Origin of the sequence: Methylobacterium sp. 17Sr1-1 (assembly GCF_003173775.1) — a bacterium.
In the GTDB taxonomy this organism is placed as follows: Bacteria; Pseudomonadota; Alphaproteobacteria; order Rhizobiales; family Beijerinckiaceae; genus Methylobacterium.
This window is the reverse complement of the sequence record NZ_CP029552.1, coordinates 4,670,474-4,687,677: the sequence shown is the minus strand read 5'-3', so window position 1 is coordinate 4,687,677 and position 17,204 is coordinate 4,670,474. Positions and strand designations below refer to the sequence as shown.

General features: G+C 73.0%; 15 protein-coding genes. 4 read left to right on the top strand and 11 right to left on the bottom strand.

Features of this window, described 5'->3' with window-relative positions:
• Positions 1-48: 48 nt before the first annotated feature.
• From DK412_RS21225 to mdeB, 8 genes are all read right to left on the bottom strand, one after another.
• Positions 49-1,299, bottom strand: a complete 1,251-nt coding sequence (locus DK412_RS21225) for a BatD family protein (protein ID WP_109973577.1) — start codon at positions 1,297-1,299, stop codon at positions 49-51.
• Positions 1,293-2,117 carry a tetratricopeptide repeat protein gene (locus DK412_RS21220; RefSeq protein WP_245447153.1) on the bottom strand — a complete coding sequence of 275 codons (825 nt, stop codon included), beginning with the start codon at positions 2,115-2,117 and terminating at the stop codon, positions 1,293-1,295. The genes DK412_RS21225 and DK412_RS21220 overlap by 7 nt, the downstream gene beginning before the upstream one ends.
• Positions 2,117-3,037, bottom strand: a complete 921-nt coding sequence (locus DK412_RS21215) for a vWA domain-containing protein (protein WP_109973576.1) — start codon at positions 3,035-3,037, stop codon at positions 2,117-2,119. Before DK412_RS21215 ends, DK412_RS21220 begins: the two co-directional genes overlap by 1 nt.
• Before the next feature lie 199 nt (positions 3,038-3,236).
• Positions 3,237-4,208 (bottom strand): VWA domain-containing protein, encoded by a 972-nt coding sequence (locus DK412_RS21210; protein ID WP_109975408.1) that lies wholly within the window; start codon positions 4,206-4,208, stop codon positions 3,237-3,239.
• Between the two features lie 2 nt (positions 4,209-4,210).
• Entirely contained in the window at positions 4,211-4,636 is a 426-nt protein-coding gene (locus tag DK412_RS21205; protein ID WP_109973575.1) for a DUF4381 family protein, read from the bottom strand.
• Positions 4,623-5,552, bottom strand: a complete 930-nt coding sequence (locus DK412_RS21200) for a DUF58 domain-containing protein (RefSeq protein ID WP_109973574.1) — start codon at positions 5,550-5,552, stop codon at positions 4,623-4,625. The genes DK412_RS21205 and DK412_RS21200 overlap by 14 nt, the downstream gene beginning before the upstream one ends.
• Before the next feature lie 2 nt (positions 5,553-5,554).
• Positions 5,555-6,583 carry a MoxR family ATPase gene (locus tag DK412_RS21195; protein ID WP_109973573.1) on the bottom strand — a complete coding sequence of 343 codons (1,029 nt, stop codon included), beginning with the start codon at positions 6,581-6,583 and terminating at the stop codon, positions 5,555-5,557.
• 186 nt (positions 6,584-6,769) lie between these two features.
• Positions 6,770-9,511, bottom strand: coding sequence for an alpha-ketoglutarate dehydrogenase (gene mdeB / locus DK412_RS21190; protein ID WP_204165416.1), 2,742 nt, complete (start codon positions 9,509-9,511; stop codon positions 6,770-6,772).
• Positions 9,512-9,888: 377 nt separating this feature from the next.
• Between mdeB and gcvT the strand changes: the two genes are divergently transcribed.
• The 4 genes from gcvT to DK412_RS21170 all read left to right on the top strand — a co-directional run bounded on the left by gcvT (position 9,889) and on the right by DK412_RS21170 (position 14,950).
• Entirely contained in the window at positions 9,889-11,040 is a 1,152-nt protein-coding gene (gcvT, locus tag DK412_RS21185; protein WP_109973571.1) for a glycine cleavage system aminomethyltransferase GcvT, read from the top strand.
• A gap of 17 nt (positions 11,041-11,057) precedes the next feature.
• Positions 11,058-11,420 (top strand): glycine cleavage system protein GcvH, encoded by a 363-nt coding sequence (gcvH, locus tag DK412_RS21180; protein ID WP_109973570.1) that lies wholly within the window; start codon positions 11,058-11,060, stop codon positions 11,418-11,420.
• Between the two features lie 278 nt (positions 11,421-11,698).
• Entirely contained in the window at positions 11,699-14,563 is a 2,865-nt protein-coding gene (gcvP, locus tag DK412_RS21175) for an aminomethyl-transferring glycine dehydrogenase (RefSeq protein ID WP_109975407.1), read from the top strand.
• A 201-nt stretch (positions 14,564-14,764) separates the two neighbouring features.
• Positions 14,765-14,950 (top strand): hypothetical protein, encoded by a 186-nt coding sequence (locus DK412_RS21170; RefSeq protein WP_204165415.1) that lies wholly within the window; start codon positions 14,765-14,767, stop codon positions 14,948-14,950.
• A gap of 18 nt (positions 14,951-14,968) precedes the next feature.
• Here DK412_RS21170 and dnaQ read toward each other — a convergent pair whose 3' ends face one another.
• Genes dnaQ through DK412_RS21155 form a run of 3 tightly spaced genes read right to left on the bottom strand, consistent with a single transcriptional unit; the run spans position 14,969 to position 17,195 of the window.
• A complete protein-coding gene (gene dnaQ / locus DK412_RS21165; protein ID WP_109973569.1) occupies positions 14,969-15,682 on the bottom strand; it encodes a DNA polymerase III subunit epsilon in 714 nt (237 codons plus the stop codon).
• Positions 15,683-15,732: 50 nt separating this feature from the next.
• Positions 15,733-16,335 carry a dephospho-CoA kinase gene (gene coaE, locus DK412_RS21160; RefSeq protein WP_109973568.1) on the bottom strand — a complete coding sequence of 201 codons (603 nt, stop codon included), beginning with the start codon at positions 16,333-16,335 and terminating at the stop codon, positions 15,733-15,735.
• Entirely contained in the window at positions 16,332-17,195 is an 864-nt protein-coding gene (locus tag DK412_RS21155) for a shikimate dehydrogenase (RefSeq protein ID WP_109973567.1), read from the bottom strand. Before DK412_RS21155 ends, coaE begins: the two co-directional genes overlap by 4 nt.
• Positions 17,196-17,204: the final 9 nt, after the last annotated feature.

The following is a 17,204-nucleotide window of genomic DNA, read 5'->3' as shown; positions in this document are numbered from 1 at the left end:
GGTCGGTGCCGGTGGAGGCAACCGGGCCTGGGGCATGCCGGCAGACCGTCACCGCGTCGCCGGGCGCGGACCGTCGAGGGGGGCGAGACCGTCCGGTCTCGCGGCGGGTGCCCGGATCGTCCGGAGATCCCGGGCGAGGCCGGCGAGGTCCGGCACCGGGGTCTCGCCCGTTCCGAACAACGCCGCGTCGAGGGCGGCGAGGCGCGGCCCGGTGCCGGGATCGGCGCGCCAGGCCGCCGCGCGGCCCGGGTCGCGCCGGGCGGCGTGGCCGAGGGCGGCGTGGAACCCGCGCGCGTCGCGCCGCCGGGCGGCCCGGGCGAGGGCCCGCAGGTCGGGCGCCTCGCGGTGGCGGGACAATCCCCAGGCACCGAGCCCGAGTCCGAAGGCAGCGATCCCGGCGACGAGCGTCCGCCAGGGCGAGGCCGGGGGAGGGGGCGTCTCCTCCGCGGGCGCCGCCGTGCGGGCGCCGACGATGCGGGCCGGGATCTCGGCCTCGCGCATCACCCGCGCCCGGGTGTCGAACCACGGAATCGCAATCGCCGCCAGCGTGATCGGCTCCGGCACGCCCGGGCGCACGTCCCAGCGGTAGGTCACCCGGGCCACCGGGCCCGCCGGGGTGATGCGGGTCTGGCGCTCGACCGGGCCGGCGAAGGTGAGGATGCCGCGGGTGCGCAAGGTGGGCCGCGGCGGCAGGGCATCGGCGGTGAGGCCGCGCGCCTCCAGCGTCACGGTGCGGCGGGCCGGCTCGCCGAGCCTCAGCGTCTCGGGCTCGGGATCCCAGAGGTCGGTCACCGTCAGGCCTTCCGCCGGCAGCCACCAGGGCTCGGGCGCGTCCGGCCCGCCCGGACCCTGCCAGGCCGCCACCTCGATCGGCAGCGGGTTCGAGCGCACCTCGATCAGCCGGCGCTCGCCGCCGTCGACGAGCGTCAGGCGATGCACGAAGGGGTCGACGACGAAGCGGCCGGCCCCTTGCGGAAACACCGCGACGGTGCGCTCGAAGCCGCGCGCCTCCTGGCCCTGGATCGTGGTGCGGAACCAGCGATCGCGGCCGAGCTGGGTCCAGCCGAAATGCGGCAGGCTCGGCTGGCGCAGATCCTCCAGCGCGATCTGCGCCCGGTAGGTGCCGCGGATGCGCAGCAGGACCATCTCGCGCGGATAGGGCGCAGCCCCGCCCGGTACCTCGGCGGTGACGGTGAGCGCGAGGTCGCCGTCGTCCAGCGCGAGCGCCGGCGCGGCGAGGAGACAGGCGAGGACGATCCCTCCCGCCGCAGCCCTTCTTCCCACGGTGCGCCTCACCATGGATTGCTCCCCGGCTGCACGGCGGTGCCGGCCTCGCGCCGGCGGGTCTGCTCGGCGCGGATCCGCAGGGCGACGAAGCGGCCGGGATCGTCGGTCAGGGTCGCGAGCCAGTGCCGGTCGGGGCGGATTTCTCGGAGTTCGAAGCTCTTCGAGACCCGGCGCACCTCGCGCTCCACCACCTCGGACACGCTGGCATTGCCGCCGCCCTGGCGCCCGCCGCCCTCCGCGTCGCTGGCCGAGCCCCGCGCCTGGCCGCGGCCGGGATCGACCGCCCGCTGCTCGGCCCGGCCGGTGCGGGCGGCCTTCGAGTTGCCCGGCGAGTCGGCGGCCGACGACGCCTCGCGATGGCCGGCGAGGCCGTCGCCGGTCGAGGCGGTGCCGGGATCGTCCGCGTCGGATTCGGTCTTGGTGGCGTAGCGGGTGGCGGCATCGGCCTTCGCGTTCGCCTCTCCGGCAGTGCGGCCGCCGGGGGCGTCCGGCGTGTCGAGGAGGCGCGCCACCAATTCGCGGTTGGCCTTGGCGTCCTCGTCCGCCGGGTCGCGGGCGAGCGCCGCGTCGTAGGCTTTGAGCGCCCCCTTGAGGTCGCCGGAGAGCGCCAGGGCGTTGCCGCGGTTGTAGGGAAATCTCGCGAAGGCCTCGGCGGCCTCGGCGTAGCGGCCGGCGGCGTAGAGGGCGGTGCCGCGCCAGGCCGGATCGGCGCTGACGCGCGCCGCCGGCCCCGGCAGCCCGGCCCCGAGCAGGAGCCGGGCGAGGGCGGCGGGTTCTACGGCGAGGCCCGCCAGGGCGAGGCCCCCGGCGGCGAGGAGGAGGATCCGCATCAGCCGCTCCGCCGGAAGAGCAGCAGGACCGGCAGCAGCGCGAGGCCGGCGAGCCAGCGGCCGAGATCCTGCCACGCCAGCACCGTGTAGCCCCCGTCGGCGAGGTGGCGGGCGACCGTCTCGGACAGGACCGCCAGGACTGGGCCCGGCGCGTCGAGGCTGCCGGCCGCGCCTCCGCCGAGGGCGGCGAGGCGGGTGAGCCCGGTGCCGTCCGGCCGCGGCGCCTCCGGCGGCAGCGCGGGATCGGTCACCAGCACGGTGTGCAGCTGGTGGCCCTCTTCCCGGAGCGCCGCCGCCTCCCGGGACGCCGTCTCGTCGAGGCCGCCGCCGTCGCTCACCAGCACCACGTCGCCGGTCACCACCGCGCCCTCGGCGAGCGTCCGGCGGGCGAGCGCCAGGGCGCGGGCCGGGTGGCTGCCGCGGTCCGGCACGGTGGCGCCGTCGAGGGCGAACAGGATCGTGCTCAAGGCGTCGCGGTCGGTGGTCGGCGTCGCCACGAGGTAGGCGTCGCCCGCATAGGCGATGAGCGCGACCGCCTTGGTGCCGGCGGCCTCGGCCAACCCTTGCGCCAGCGCCCGCGCCTCGCCGAGGCGCCCGCCCTCGGCGACCGAGCGCGACAGGTCGAGGGCGACGATCGCGGCGTCGAGGTTGCGGAACCCCGCCACGTCGCGGCGCTCCACGGCCGGGCCGGCGAGGCCGAGGGTGAGGAGAGCGGCCGCCGCCACCAGCAGCCCTTGGCCCGAGCGGCGCCCCGGCCGCACCGCGCCGCGGGCCTGGAGCGCCGCCATCAGGTGCGGCTCCACCACCTTGACCCAGTCGCCGAGGGGCGCGGCCCGGTGGGCGGCGCGCCAGGCCAGGAGGGCGAGGAGCGGCAAGGCGAGGAGCCACCAGGGGCGCAGGAGCGTGAAGGCCTCGGTCATGCCCGCACCCGGTCCCGGAGGGTGCGCGACGCCCTCGAACACCAAGCGGATCGCCCCGCATAGACCTCCCCCGCCCTTTCCCGGACGACTGGTGCGTCAGCGGAAGGAGATCCGGGAAAGGGGGCTGGCTCGCGATGTGTGGTGCGCTCGCCGCTCCCCATGAACGGCCGGACTTCGAGGGATGGATCCATCGACAGCATCACGCCGCCCTCCGGCTCAGCAGGAGCGCCAATGCCGAGAGCAGCGCGACGCCGCCCGGCCACGGCCAGAGGTCGCGGCGCAAGGGGACCGGCGGGGCCCGGTCGCGCCCGCCCTCGAGGGCGTCGATGCTGTCGGCCACGCCCGCGAGGTCCTCGGTGGTGCGCACCCGAAAGAAGCGGCCGCCGCTCGTCGCCGCCACGTCGCGAAGAGCCTCGGAATCGACCACGTCCTGCTCGCCGTCCGCGTCGGCGAGGTCGCGGGGGCCGAGCGCGATGGTGTGGACCCGGATGCCGAGGTCGCGGGCGAGCACGGCCACGTCCCGCGGCGTGGTCTGGCCGGCATTGTTCGCGCCGTCGGAGAGCAGCACCACCACCTTCGCCGGGCCCGGCAGGGCGTCGAGGCGCTTGAGGGCGAGGCCGAGCCCGTCGCCGATGCCGGTCGAACGGCCGACGAGGCCGATCTGCGCCTCCTCCAGCGCCCGGGCGACGGCGCGGGTGTCGAAGGAGGGGGCGGCGGCGACGTCGGCCTGGTCGGCGAAGATCACGAGGCCGACCCGGTCGCCGGCCCGGCGGCGGATGAACTCGGCCCCGACGCGCTTGACCGCCGCGAGCCGCGAGGTGGTGCGCCCGTCGAGCGAGAAATCGATCCGCTCCATGCTGCCCGACAGATCGAGGGCGAGCACGATGTCCCGCCCCGAGGCCGGCAGCGCCGCGCCCGGCAGCACCAGCCGCGGGCCGGCGAGGCTTGCGACGAGCGACACCCAGAGCAGCCAGGTCAGGGCCGCGCGCCCGCGCGCCCCGACGGCGAGCGGCCCGCCGCGATCGAGCCCGGCGACGAGGGAGGGCGGCACCGCGAGCGCCCCGCTGCCGCCCGAACGCGGCGGCAGGAGGCGCGCGGCGAGGAGCGGCAGCGGCAGGAGCAGGCCGGCCAGCGGAGCCGCGAAATCGAGGGAGGCGAGGCCGGCCATCATCGTCAAACCCGCAGGCGCGCGAGGAGCCGGGCGAGGCCGGCCTCCGCCGCGGCGAGATCGGGGGCGGGGCCCGGGGCGTAGAGGCCGTCGGTCAGCGTCCGGCCGGGGCCGCGTCCGAAGAAGTCGGTGCGGAGGTGAGCATCGAGCTCCGCCGGTCCCTCGACCCCGAGGCTGCGGGCGAGCCGCCGGCTCAACCGCGCGAGCGCCACGCGGCGCTCCGGCAGCGGCAGGGCGCGGGCGGCGGCGAGCTCGGCCAGAGCCGCCCGGCGGATCGGGCGGGCGCCCCAGCGCGGCCGCAGCCAGGCCGCGAGGCCGGCGAGCGCCAGGCCGAGGGCGACGGCGGCCAGCACCTCGGGCCGGACCAGCCCCGGATCGGGCGGGGCGTGCAGGCCGCGCAGGCCCGAGAGCGCGCCCTCACAGCACGGCATCGAGCCGCTCCATCAGGGGGGCGAACCCTTCGGGACCCGTCTCGGTGTCGAGGCGGAGACAGGCGAGGCCGAGACGGGCACAGGCCGCGAGGCGGTCCTCCGGCGCCGGCCGCGCCCGGCCGGAGATCCTGGCGGTCCCCCGGCGGCCGTCCGGCGTCGCGTAGGGGTAGAGGCCCGGCGGGGCGATGCGCTCGAAGGCATCGCTCACCAGGATCAGGCTGACGGAGATCCGCTCGGCGAGCGCCGCGAGGCGCTCCGAAAAGTCGTCGCCGGGTGAATCGAGGGCGCTCGCCAGCACCAGGTGCCCGCCCGCCGGCAGCAGCGCCCGCGCCTGCTCCAGGATCGGGCTCAAGGGCGGGTCGTCGTGAAGCGGGGCCGCGAGGGCGCCCGCATGCCCCCGGGCGAGGCCCTGGCACAGGGCCGCCATGCCGCGTCCCGCACCCCGCGGCGGCAGCGCCAGCGGCTCCGCGCCCGCGACGCAGAGCCCGACCCGGCCGCCATCGCCGGCGATGCGCCAGCCGAGCAGCACCAGGGCCTCCGCGGCCGCGACCGAGCGCAGGGCGCGGCGGGTGCCGAACAGCATCGAGGGCCGGAAATCGGCCAGGAGCACCACCGCGCGGTCGCGCTCCTCGTGGTGGGTGCGCACGTGCAGCGTGCCGGTCCGGGCGGTGGCGTTGCGGTCGATGTGGCGCACGTCGTCGCCCTCGGCCCACGGCCGCACATCGTCGGGCTCGGTGCCGCGCCCGCGCCGCCGCGTGACGAGGCCGCCGGGCAGCCCCGAGCGGCCCCGCGTCGTCGCCCCGGTTCCGCGGCGGGCGAGGTGGCGCAGGCCCATGAGCGCGCTCGCTTCGAGGGCGATGCCGGGCGGGGAGAAGGGATCGGACTCGGGCGACGGCCGTGCCACGGTGGCGAGCATCCTCAGAGCGGGTGCACCCGGTCGAGCAGGCCGGCCACCAGGGCGCGGGCGGTCTGGCCTTCCGCCGCGGCGCGCCAGGTCAGGGCGAGGCGATGCGCCAGCGCGTCGCCGGCAAGCGCCACGACGTCGTCCGGCACGACGTGGTCGCGCCCGTGCAGGTAGGCCCGGGCCTTGCCGGCGAGCATGAGCGCCAGGGTGCCGCGGGGCGAGACCGGATGCTCGATGGCGCCGCGCAAATCCGGCGCCGCCGGCCCGCCGCGGGTGGCGGCGACGAGGCGGACCAGAAAGTCCTTGAGCGCCGGCGAGACGTGGACCTTGAGCGCCGCCGCGCGGGCTTCGCGCAGCTCCTCGGCCGTCAGGCGCACCGGCATCGGGGCGACCGCCTCGGTCATCTCGCCCTCCACGAGGTCGAGGATGCGCCGCTCGGACGCCTCGTCGGGCATCTCGACCACGACGTGGAGCAGGAACCGGTCGAGCTGCGCCTCGGGCAGCGGGAAGGTGCCGGCATGCTCGATCGGGTTCTGGGTCGCCACCACCATGAACGGGTCGGGCAGGGGATGGGTGATGCCCGCCACCGTGATCTGCTGCTCGGCCATCGCTTCGAGCAGCGCCGACTGCACCTTGGGCGGCGCCCGGTTGACCTCGTCGACCAGCACCAGGGAGTGGAACAGGGGACCGGCCAGGAACTCGAACCGGCCGCCGTCGGGCCGCCAGACATTGGTGCCGGTGAGGTCGGCGGGCATCAGGTCGGGGGTGCACTGGATGCGGGCGAAGCCCGTGTCGAGCCCGTCGGCGAGGCGCTTGACCGCCCGGGTCTTGGCGAGGCCCGGCGCGCCTTCGATCAGGAGGTGACCGCCGGTGAGGAGCCCGATCAGCAGCCGCTCGACGAGGCCGGAGGCGCCGATCAGGCCCGCCTCCAGGCCGGTCCTCAGGGCGTCGAGCCGCGCGCGGACGGGATCGTCGGGCGCGAATCCGTCGCGGCCCGTCCTCGCGACGCTCCGCGCCACGGCCTGCTCAGCGCCTCGCGCCATCCGGTGCGTCTCCCTCAGGGCCGGTGCTTCGGGTCCCGGCGTTGAGGGGATCAGGCCGCGTCTTCTCGGGTGCGTCAATCCCGTAGGGGGAACCTGCGGATTGTGCTTAAGTCCGCTTCATCGGGCGCGGGTGTCTCGTCGGGGCACTCCCTGAGGAGCGCCCCGCACATTTCTCGGTCGCGCCCGTCACACCGTCCAGGGCGCCGGCCGGTTCGGGCTGAGGCCGTAGCGGGCCACCGCCTCCGCCACCTTCGCCCGGTCGAGGCTGCCCTCGTCGGCGAGCGCCGCGAGCGCCGCGACCGCAACGTGGTGCCGGTCGACCTCGAAGAAGGCGCGCAACGCGCTGCGGGTGTCGCTGCGGCCGAAGCCGTCGGTGCCGAGCGTGACGTAGCGGGCCTGGATCGCGGTCGCGATCAGCTGCGGGTAGGCGCGCACGTAGTCGGTGGCGGCGACGACCGGGGCGGAGCCGGGCAGCGACTCCTCGACGAGGCTGCGCTTTGCCGGCAGGCCCGGGTTCAGCCGGTTCGACCGCTCGACCTCGCGAGCCTCGCGGGCGAGTTCGCTGAAGCTCGTGACGCTGTGGACCTCGGCGGCGATGCCCCATTCCTCGGCGAGGATCTTCGCCGCGGCGATGACCTCCGGCAGGATCGCCCCCGAGCCGAGGAGACGAATAGCCGGCTCACCATCTCCATAGCCTGAGAAACGATACATCCCGCGGATGATCCCGTCCCGCACGCCATCGGGCATCGACGGCTGGGCGTAGTTCTCGTTCATCGCCGTGACGTAGTAGAACGCGTCGACGTCGCGCTCCATCATGTCGCGGGCGCCGTGATCGAGGATCACCGCCATCTCGTAGGCGAAGGCCGGATCGTAGGCGCGACAATTCGGGATCGTTGCGGCGACGAGGTGGCTCGACCCGTCCTGATGCTGCAACCCCTCGCCGCCGAGCGTGGTGCGGCCCGCCGTGGCGCCGATGAGGAAGCCGCGGGCGCGCTGGTCGGCCGCCGCCCAGATCAGGTCGCCGACGCGTTGGAAGCCGAACATCGAGTAGTAGATGTAGAACGGCAGCATCGCGAGGCCGTGGACGCTGTAGGAGGTCGCGGCCGCGGCCCAGGACGAGATGGCGCCTGCTTCCGTGATGCCCTCCTCCAGCAGCTGCCCGTCGCGGGATTCCTTGTAGTAGAGCATCGAACCGGCATCCTCCGGCTCGTAGAGCTGGCCGAGCGGCGAGTAGATGCCGACCTGACGGAAGAGGTTGGCCATGCCGAAGGTGCGCGCCTCGTCGGCGACGATCGGCACGACGCGCGGGCCCAGCTCCTTGTGCTTGATCAGGCTGCTGAACAGCCGGACCGCCGCGGTGGTGGTCGACATCTCCTTGCCGTCGGCCTCGAGCGCGAAGCCGGCATAGGTCGAGAGATCCGGCACCGTCACGTGGGCTGCCGTGCGACGGCGCTTGGGCAGGAAGCCGCCGAGTTTTTCGCGCCGCTCGCGCAGGTAGCGCAGCTCGCGGCTGTTCTCGTCCGGCTTGTAGAATTCCAGCCCCTCGACCTGCGCGTCGGTGAGCGGCAGGGCGAAGCGATCCCGGAAGGCCTTGAGGGCGTCGGTGTCGAGCTTCTTCGCCTGATGGGCGGTCATGCGCGATTCACCCGCGCCGCCCATGCCGTAGCCCTTCTTGGTCTTCGCCAGGATCACGGTCGGGCGGCCCTTGGTCGCCTTGGCCGCCGCGAAGGCTGCGTAGAGCTTGCGGAAATCGTGCCCGCCGCGCTTCAGCTTGTCGACGTCGCCGTCCGACATGTGGGAGACGAGCGCCTTCACCTCCTCGTCCTCGCCGAAGAAGTGGGCGAGGTTGTAGGCGCCGTCCTTGGCCCCGAGCGTCTGGTACTTGCCGTCGACCGTGGCGGCGAAGCGGCGCAGGAGCGCGTGGTTGGTGTCGCGGGCGAAGATCGCGTCCCACTCCGAGCCCCACAGCACCTTGACGACGTTCCAGCCGGCACCGCGAAAAACGCTCTCCAGCTCCTGGATGATCTGGCCGTTGCCGCGCACCGGGCCGTCGAGGCGCTGCAGGTTGCAGTTGATGACGAAGGTGACGTTGTCGAGTTTTTCGCGGGCCGCGAGCGTCAGGGCGCCGATCGATTCCGGCTCGTCCATCTCGCCGTCGCCGAACACGCCCCAGACGTGCTGGCCGGCAGTGTCGGCCAACCCGCGGTCGCTCAGGTAGCGCATGAAGCGCGCCTGGTAGATCGCATTCATCGGCCCGATGCCCATCGAGCCGGTCGGCACCTGCCAGAACTCGGGCATCAGCCAGGGATGCGGATAGGAGCACAGGCCCTCGCCGGCGATCTCCTGGCGGTAATGCTTCAGGTTGGTCTCGGAGAGCCGCCCCTCCAGGAAGGCGCGGGCATAGACGCCGGGCGCCGAGTGCGGCTGGAAGAACACGAGGTCGGCGCCCGCACCCGTGGCGTCCCCGGCCTGGAAGAAGTGGTTGAAGCCGAGCTCGAAGATCTCGGCGGCGGACGCGTAGGAGGCGACGTGACCGCCGAGCTCGCCGTAGGCCATGTTGGCCCGCACCACCATCGCGAGCGCGTTCCAGCGCATGATCGAGGTGATGCGCTCCTCGACCGCGAGGTCGCCCGGATAAGGCGGCTGCTTCTCCAGCGGAATGGTATTGCGGTAGGGGGAGTAGGGCGGCGCCTCCTCGACGACGCCGATCTCCCGCGCCTTCTGCTCCAGCCGGTCGAGCAGGAAGCGGGCCCGGGCCGCGCCGCCGTGGCGGAGCACCGATTCGAGCGAGGCGAGCCAGTCCGCGGTCTCGGCCGGATCCGGATCGGCCACGCCGCGGGGGCCGAGGATGGCTTGGCTGTTGGTGCGCTCGTTCTCGTTGACCGGCACGGCCGGGACCGGCTTGGCGCTCGCGCTCATGGCCTTCATCCTCCCAAAAGACGGCGCCAGGATAATCCCCCGGTCGCGGCAGAAGCTGCTTCGTTTGCCGCTGGATCGAGGGCAAGCGCAAAACATTTTCGCTTGATCGGTCATCGGCGGTCGATCTTGCCGCAGCGCGGTGGACCAAGCGGAACCGTTCGGCAGCCGGCTACCGGCTGCGCCGCCAGCTCCGATCCTCGGGCATGGAGCGCCCCGCAACGTCCAGCGGGTAGCGTCAATGGCACCTTTGTCCTAAGGTCCCGCGCGAGTCGGGCCGTGCGGGGCCGGCCTTCCCATCGCTTTCCCCTCGTCGAGACCGCATCGGCCGGGGATGCGGGGTCGCCGGCCCATCCGTGCCCGCGCATGCCTCGGGACACAGCCTCGCGATGACCGCCGACACGGCCACCGGCCTCAGCCTGCTCCAGACCCCTCTGCACGCGCTGCACCAGGAGGTCGGCGCTCGGATGGTGCCGTTCGCCGGCTACATGATGCCGCTGCAATACCCGCTCGGGCTCCTCAAGGAGCACCTGCACACCCGCAAGGCGGCCGGGCTGTTCGACGTCTCCCACATGGGCCAGATCGCCGTGCGGGCCCGCTCCGGCGATCTTGGCGACGCCGCCCGCGCCTTGGAGACGGTACTGCCGATCGACGTCGTGGGGTTGAGCGCCGGGCGCCAGCGCTACGGCTTCCTGACCACGCAGGGCGGCGGCATCCTCGACGACCTGATGCTCGCCAACTTGGGCGACCACTACCTGCTGATCGTCAACGCCGCCAACAAGGCCGCCGGCCTCGCCCACCTGCTCGATTCGATCGGCACCGAATGCACGGTCGAGCCGGTCGAGCGGGCGCTGATCGCGCTCCAGGGTCCGGGGGCGGAAGCCGCGCTCGCCCGCCACCTGCCCATCGTCGCCGAGATGCGATTCATGGATGCGCGCCAGGTCGCGTTCCAGGGTGAGGAGGGCGTCGTGGTGCGCTCCGGCTATACCGGCGAGGACGGGTTCGAGATCGCGCTGCCAGCGGAATCCGCCGTGGCGCTCGCCCGGGCGCTGCTGGCCGATCCGGAAGTCAAGCCGATCGGCCTCGGCGCCCGCGACTCGCTGCGCCTCGAAGCGGGCCTGTGCCTGCACGGCTCGGACATCGACCACGAGACCTCGCCGGTCGAGGCCGGCCTGTCCTGGGCGATCCCGAAGGTGCGCCGCCTCGGCGGCGCCCGGGCCGGCGGCTTTCCCGGCGCCGAACGCATCCTGGCCGAGCTGGCCGACGGCCCGGCGCGGCTCCGGGTGGGCCTGCGCCCGGAGGGGCGCACCCCGGTGCGGGCGGGCGCCGCCCTCTACGATGCCGCCGACGGGTCCGAGGCGGTCGGCCGGGTGACCTCCGGCGGCTTCGGGCCGAGCCTGGAGGGGCCGATCGCCATGGGGGTGGTGCCGAGCGCGCTCGCGGTGCCGGGCACCCAAGTCTTCGCCGAGGTGCGCGGCCAGCGCCTGCCCTGCGCGGTGGTGCCGCTGCCGTTCCGCCCCGCCGGCTTCAAGCGTTCCTGATACGGGAGAGCGTTCACATGCTGAAATATACCGACGAGCACGAGTGGCTGCGCCTGGAGGGCGACGTGGCGACGGTGGGGATCACCGACCACGCCGCCGAGCAGCTCGGCGACCTCGTCTTCGTCGAGCTGCCGAAGGTCGGCGCCACGCTGACCAAGGGCGCCGCCGCCGCGGTGGTGGAATCGGTGAAGGCGGCCTCCGACGTCTACGCGCCGGTCGACGGCGAGGTGACCGAGGTCAACGAGGCGGCGGTGGCGAGCCCGGAGAGCGTCGGCACCGATCCGCAGGGGGAGGGCTGGCTCTACCGCGTGCGCCTGAGCGATCCGTCCCAGCTCGACGGGCTGATGGATGAGGCGGCTTACCGCGCCTTCGTCGGTTGAGATCCTTGGGCTGATCCGATCCTCGTCTGATCTGTTCCAACACCAGTCAAGCGCGGGATCCCCTCTCCCGTGTGGGAGAGGGGTAGGGGCGATCGAAGATCGCGCAGGGTGGCTCGGCTTCAGCATGAAACGCCGAGCGTCGTGCTGGCAGCTCGACAGTCGACTTCTATTCTGAAGCCGAGCCACCCTCACCCCCAACCCCTCTCCCACACGGGAGAGGGGAGATGCGCCACATCTTTCAAGCCGCCCCACGCGGCCCCGGTCAGGGCACCCCCTCCATGCCGATGGACAAGTACGATCCCTACGACTTCGCCAACCGCCGCCATATCGGCCCGTCGGTGGACGAGATCGCCCGCATGCTGGACGTGGTCGGCTCCGAGAGCCTCGACGCCCTGATCGACGAGACCCTGCCGGCGGGGATCCGCCAGAGGGAAGCGACCGAGTTCGGCGCCGCCCTGTCGGAGCGCCGGGCGATCGAGCGCCTGCGCGCCACCGCCAACAAGAACAAGCTGCTGACCTCGCTGATCGGCCAGGGCTACCACGGCACCACGATGCCGCCGGCGATCCAGCGCAACATCTTCGAGAACCCGGCCTGGTACACGGCCTACTCGCCCTACCAGCCCGAGATCAGCCAGGGCCGGCTCGAGGCCCTGCTCAACTTCCAGACCTGCGTCAGCGACCTGACCGGGCTCGACATCGCCAACGCCTCGCTCCTCGACGAGGCGACGGCCGCCGCCGAGGCGATGGGCATGGCGCGCCGGATCGCGACCGCCAAGACCGATCCCAGCCAGCCCGATACCTTCTTCGTCGACGCGCAGTGCCTGCCGCAGACCATCGCGGTCCTGAAGACCCGGGCCGAGCCGTTCGGCTGGCGCATCGTCGTCGGCGACCCCTTCACCGATCTCGATCCCAAGGCGGTGTTCGGCGCGATCTTCCAGTATCCGGGCGTCGAGGGCGCGGCCCACGACTTCACCGACGTGATCGCCAAGCTGCATGATGCCGGCGCGATCGCCGTGGTGGCGGCCGATCCGCTGTCGCTCACCCTGCTCAAGCCCCCGGGCGAGATGGGGGCCGACATCGCGGTCGGCTCGATGCAGCGCTTCGGCGTGCCGATGGGCTATGGCGGTCCGCACGCCGCCTACATGGCGACGCGCGACGCCCACAAGCGCTCGCTGCCGGGCCGCATCGTCGGCGTCTCGGTCGATTCGCGCGGCAACCGCGCCTACCGGCTCTCGCTCCAGACCCGCGAGCAGCACATCCGACGCGAGAAGGCGACCTCGAACATCTGCACCAGCCAGGTGCTGCTCGCGGTCATCGCCTCGATGTACGCGGTGTTCCACGGGCCGCGCGGGCTCAAGGCGATCGCGATGCGCATCCACCGCGACGCGACGCGCCTCGCCGCCGGCTTGGACCAGCTCGGCTTCGAGACGCACCCGGACGCCTTCTTCGACACGATCACCGTGACGGTCGGACCGTTCCAGGGCGTGATCCTGAAGAACGCCGTCGCCAACGGGATCAACCTGCGGAAAGTGGGCAACGATCGCATTGGCATCACGGTCGACGAGCGCACGAGGCCCGACATCATCGAGGCGGTGTGGCGCGCCTTCGGCGGCGATGCGCTGACTTACGACGAATCCTGGCCCGAGCCGCGCCTGCCCGCCGGCCTGATGCGCACCTCGGAATACCTGACCCACCCGATCTTCCACATGAACCGGGCCGAGAGCGAGATGACGCGCTACATGCGCCGCCTCGCCGACCGGGACCTCGCCCTCGACCGGGCGATGATCCCGCTGGGCTCGTGCACGATGAAGCTCAACGCGACCGCCGAGATGCTGCCGATCTCGTGGCCGGAATTCTCGGAGCTGCATCCCTTCGCGCCGAAGGACCAGGCCGAGGGCTACGCCGAGATGATCCAGGACCTCTCGCAGAAGCTCGCCGACATCACCGGCTACGCGGCGATCTCGATGCAGCCGAATTCCGGCGCGCAGGGCGAGTATGCGGGCCTGCTCGCGATCCGCGCCTACCACCTGTCGCGGGGGGAGGGGCATCGCACGGTCTGCCTGATCCCGTCCTCGGCCCACGGCACCAACCCGGCCTCGGCGCAGATGTGCGGCATGACCGTGGTGGTGGTCGGCGCCGACCGCCACGGCAACGTCGACGTGGCCGATCTCCGCGCCAAGGCGGAGAAGCACAGCGACAACCTCGCGGCCTGCATGATCACCTACCCGTCCACCCACGGGGTGTTCGAGGAGGCGGTGCGGGAGATCTGCGACATCACCCACGCCCATGGCGGCCAGGTCTATCTCGACGGCGCCAACCTCAACGCGCTGGTCGGCCTCGCCCGGCCGGGCGACATCGGGGCCGACGTCAGCCACATCAACCTGCACAAGACCTTCTGCATCCCGCATGGCGGCGGCGGGCCCGGCATGGGGCCGATCGGCGTCAAGGCGCACCTGATCCCGTTCCTGCCCGGACACGTCGAGACCGACGGGCGCGAGTTCTCGGTCTCGGCCGCGCCCTACGGCTCCGCGGCGATCCTGCCGATCTCGTGGAGCTACTGCCTGCTGATGGGCGGGCGCGGGCTGACGCAGGCGACCCGCATCGCGATCCTCAACGCCAACTACATCGCCAAGCGCCTCACCGGCGCCTACGACGTGCTCTACACCGGCACCCACGGCCGGGTGGCGCATGAATGCATCATCGACGCCCGCCCGCTGATGAAGAGCGCCGGAATCAGCGTCGAGGACATCGCCAAGCGGCTGATCGATTGCGGCTTCCACCCGCCGACGATGAGCTGGCCGGTCGCCGGCACCCTGATGATCGAGCCGACCGAGTCCGAGACCAAGGGCGAGATCGACCGCTTCTGCGACGCCATGCTGGCGATCCGGGACGAGATCCGGGCGATCGAGGAGGGCCGGATGGACCGGGCCGACAACCCGCTCAAGAACGCCCCCCACACCGTGGAAGACCTGATCGGCCCGTGGGAGCGGCCGTATTCCCGCGAGGCCGCCTGCTTCCCGGCCGGCGCCTTCCGGGTCGACAAGTACTGGCCGCCGGTCAACCGGGTGGACAACGCCTATGGCGACCGCAACCTGGTCTGCGCCTGTCCGCCGGTGGAGAGCTACATGAAGGCGGCGGAGTAGCGAACACCTTCGGGTGCTTCTGCCGCCCTTTCCCGGACGACTGGAACGAAGTGGAAGGAGATCCGGGATCCAGGGGAGAAGTGCCGCGAAGCGGCTCCGCCTCTTGCAACGTTGCAGACGGATGGACGCTTCGCGACTTTTTGTGCTGGATCCCGGATCTCCTTCCGCTATCGCTTCAGTCGTCCGGGAAAGGGGCGCTCCATGAGAACTGCTCGGTCGCACAACAACAAGACCGAGGCGGTACGACAAGCCCTGCCCAGCGAGAAGGACAAGCTCGTTCTCGTCGCCCAGTCGATCGCCTTCGCACATGGGCTCCGGGAACGGGCCGGCCCTAATCGCGAGCCCGCCACCAAAGCCTTCATCGACGACCTCTACGAAGATGCGTAGAGATCGCCCGCAGGCGCCTCACCCCGCCTCCCCGAGATAATCCCGCCAGATCGCCTTCTCCCCCAGCCCCGCCGTGAAGGCGGCGTGCGCTGCCAGCTCGGCCTCGGTGAGGCGGCTGCGGGTCGGGCGAGGGCCGTGCTCGACCGGCGCGGCGCGCAAGGAGGGACCGGCCGGGCCGGCACTGCCCTCGGCCGTCAGCCCGAGCGTCGTCTGCTTGCCGCCGAGCAGCTCGATATAGACCTCGGCCAGGATCTGCGCGTCGAGGAGCGCGCCGTGCTTGGTGCGGCGGGAATTGTCGATGCCGTAGCGCGAGCAGAGGGCGTCGAGGTTGTTGGCCGCGCCCGGGTGCTTGCGGCGGGCGAGCGCGAGCGTATCGACGACGGAGGCGAGCTCGATCGCCGGCGGCGCCTTGTCGCCGAGGCGGGCATACTCGGCGTTGAGGAAGCCGACGTCGAAGGCGGCGTTGTGGATCACCAGGGTGGCGTCGCCGCAGAACTCCAGGAAGTCGGGCAGGATCTGCGCGAAGAGCGGCTTGTCGGCGAGGAAGGCGTCGGAGAGGCCGTGGACCCGGAACGCGCCCTCCGAGACCGGCCGCTGCGGGTTGACGTAGCGGTGGAACTCGCGGCCGGACGGGATGTGGTTGAGGAGCTCGATCCCGCCGATCTCGATCAGCCGGTCGGTCTTGGCCTCGGTGCCGGTGGTCTCGGTGTCGAGGACGATCTCGCGCAGCATCGTGCGGCTCCCTTCGAGAGAACGGTTGGGACCGGTGTAGCGAGGAAGCGTTAACCGGCCGGCTTCGTCACCGCGGCGATCACCGCATCGACCTGTGCCTCGGCATGGGGAAAGCCCCGGTCGGTCTCGATCAGGTGATCGGCGCGGCGGCGCTTCTCGGCGTCGGGCATCTGTTTGGCGAGGATCTGCGCGAAGGCCTCCTCGGTCATGCCGGGACGGGCGAGCACCCGGGCGCGCTGCACCTCGGGCGGAGCGGTGACCACCGCGACGGCGTCGCACCCCGCCTCGCCGCCGGTCTCGAACAGCAGCGGCACGTCGAGCACGACCAGCGGTGCGGCGGCATGCGTCGCGAGGAAGTCGTCCCGCGCGCGGGCCACCAGGGGATGGACCAGGGATTCGAGGCGCCGCAAGCGATCGGGCTCGCCGAGCACGGTGGCGCGCAGGGCGGCGCGGTCGACCGAGCCGTCGGGGCTGAGCGTGCCGGGGAAGGCCTCGCCGATGGCGGCCGCCGCGGCTCCGCCCGGGCCGTAGAGCGCGTGCACGCAGGCATCGGCGTCGTGGACCGGCACCCCGCGGGCGCGGAACATCGCCGCAGTGGCGCTCTTGCCCATGCCGATCGAGCCGGTGAGGCCGAGGATGACGGGCCGGCTCACCCGTGCCCCCCGAGGTCGGCGACGATGCGGGCCCGCAAGGCCGGCGTCACCGCGGGCGTGCGGCCGAACCAGCGGGAGAAGCCCGGCACCGCCTGATGCAGCAGCATGCCGAGCCCGTCGACGCCCGCGAGCCCGCGAGCCCGGGCGGCTGCGAGGAGCGGGGTTTCAAGCGGCACGTAGACGATGTCGGCCACCGCCGCCTCGATCGGCAGGGGCGCGAGGTCGAGGGCGAGCGGGTCCTGGCCCGCCATGCCGAGCGCCGTGGTGTTGACGAGGAGCCCGGTGGCGGGAAGCTGGGCCGGCACCGCCTCCCAGGGAACCGCGGTAATCCGGGCGGGATCGAGGGCGGTCAGGCTCTCGGCCCGCTCGGCGCTGCGGTTCGCCACGATCAGGCGGGAGAGCCCGCGCTCGAGGAGCCCGACCAGGATGGCGCGCGCCGCCCCGCCCGCGCCGAGCACCAGGGTGGCGCGCCCGTCGGCGACGCCCGTCGCCTCCGGCCAGCTGGCCCCCAGGCTGGCATCCAGATGGGCGAGGAAGCCCGGCGCATCGGTGTTGTCGCCGTGGAGGCGCCCGTCCTCGAACCACAGCGTGTTGACGGCGCCGATCCGCTCGGCCCGCGGCGTCAGCACTTGGGCGAGGCGGAACGCCGCCTCCTTGTGCGGGATCGTGACGTTGCCGCCCACCCAGCCCTCGCCCCGGAGGCTGCGGACGAAGTCCGAAAAGGCGTCGGGATGGACGTCGATGCGCTCGTAGGTGCCGGACAGGCCGTGCTCGGCGAGCCAGTGGCCGTGGATCAGCGGCGAGCGGGAATGGCCGATCGGGTGGCCCACCACGAAGGCTCTGGGGTGCGGGGTCGTCATCGGACAGTC

Bases quoted from the DNA above. Each gene is read 5' to 3' on its own strand.
- DK412_RS21225 (WP_109973577.1), bottom strand. From the start codon at position 1,299: ATGGTGAGGCGCACCGTGGGAAGAAGGGCTGCGGCGGGAGGGATCGTC.
- DK412_RS21220 (WP_245447153.1), bottom strand. From the start codon at position 2,117: ATGCGGATCCTCCTCCTCGCCGCCGGGGGCCTCGCCCTGGCGGGCCTC.
- DK412_RS21215 (WP_109973576.1), bottom strand. From the start codon at position 3,037: ATGACCGAGGCCTTCACGCTCCTGCGCCCCTGGTGGCTCCTCGCCTTG.
- DK412_RS21210 (WP_109975408.1), bottom strand. From the start codon at position 4,208: ATGATGGCCGGCCTCGCCTCCCTCGATTTCGCGGCTCCGCTGGCCGGC.
- DK412_RS21205 (WP_109973575.1), bottom strand. From the start codon at position 4,636: ATGCCGTGCTGTGAGGGCGCGCTCTCGGGCCTGCGCGGCCTGCACGCC.
- DK412_RS21200 (WP_109973574.1), bottom strand. From the start codon at position 5,552: ATGCTCGCCACCGTGGCACGGCCGTCGCCCGAGTCCGATCCCTTCTCC.
- DK412_RS21195 (WP_109973573.1), bottom strand. From the start codon at position 6,583: ATGGCGCGAGGCGCTGAGCAGGCCGTGGCGCGGAGCGTCGCGAGGACG.
- mdeB (WP_204165416.1), bottom strand. From the start codon at position 9,511: ATGAAGGCCATGAGCGCGAGCGCCAAGCCGGTCCCGGCCGTGCCGGTC.
- gcvT (WP_109973571.1), top strand. From the start codon at position 9,889: ATGACCGCCGACACGGCCACCGGCCTCAGCCTGCTCCAGACCCCTCTG.
- gcvH (WP_109973570.1), top strand. From the start codon at position 11,058: ATGCTGAAATATACCGACGAGCACGAGTGGCTGCGCCTGGAGGGCGAC.
- gcvP (WP_109975407.1), top strand. From the start codon at position 11,699: ATGCCGATGGACAAGTACGATCCCTACGACTTCGCCAACCGCCGCCAT.
- DK412_RS21170 (WP_204165415.1), top strand. From the start codon at position 14,765: ATGAGAACTGCTCGGTCGCACAACAACAAGACCGAGGCGGTACGACAA.
- dnaQ (WP_109973569.1), bottom strand. From the start codon at position 15,682: ATGCTGCGCGAGATCGTCCTCGACACCGAGACCACCGGCACCGAGGCC.
- DK412_RS21155 (WP_109973567.1), bottom strand. From the start codon at position 17,195: ATGACGACCCCGCACCCCAGAGCCTTCGTGGTGGGCCACCCGATCGGC.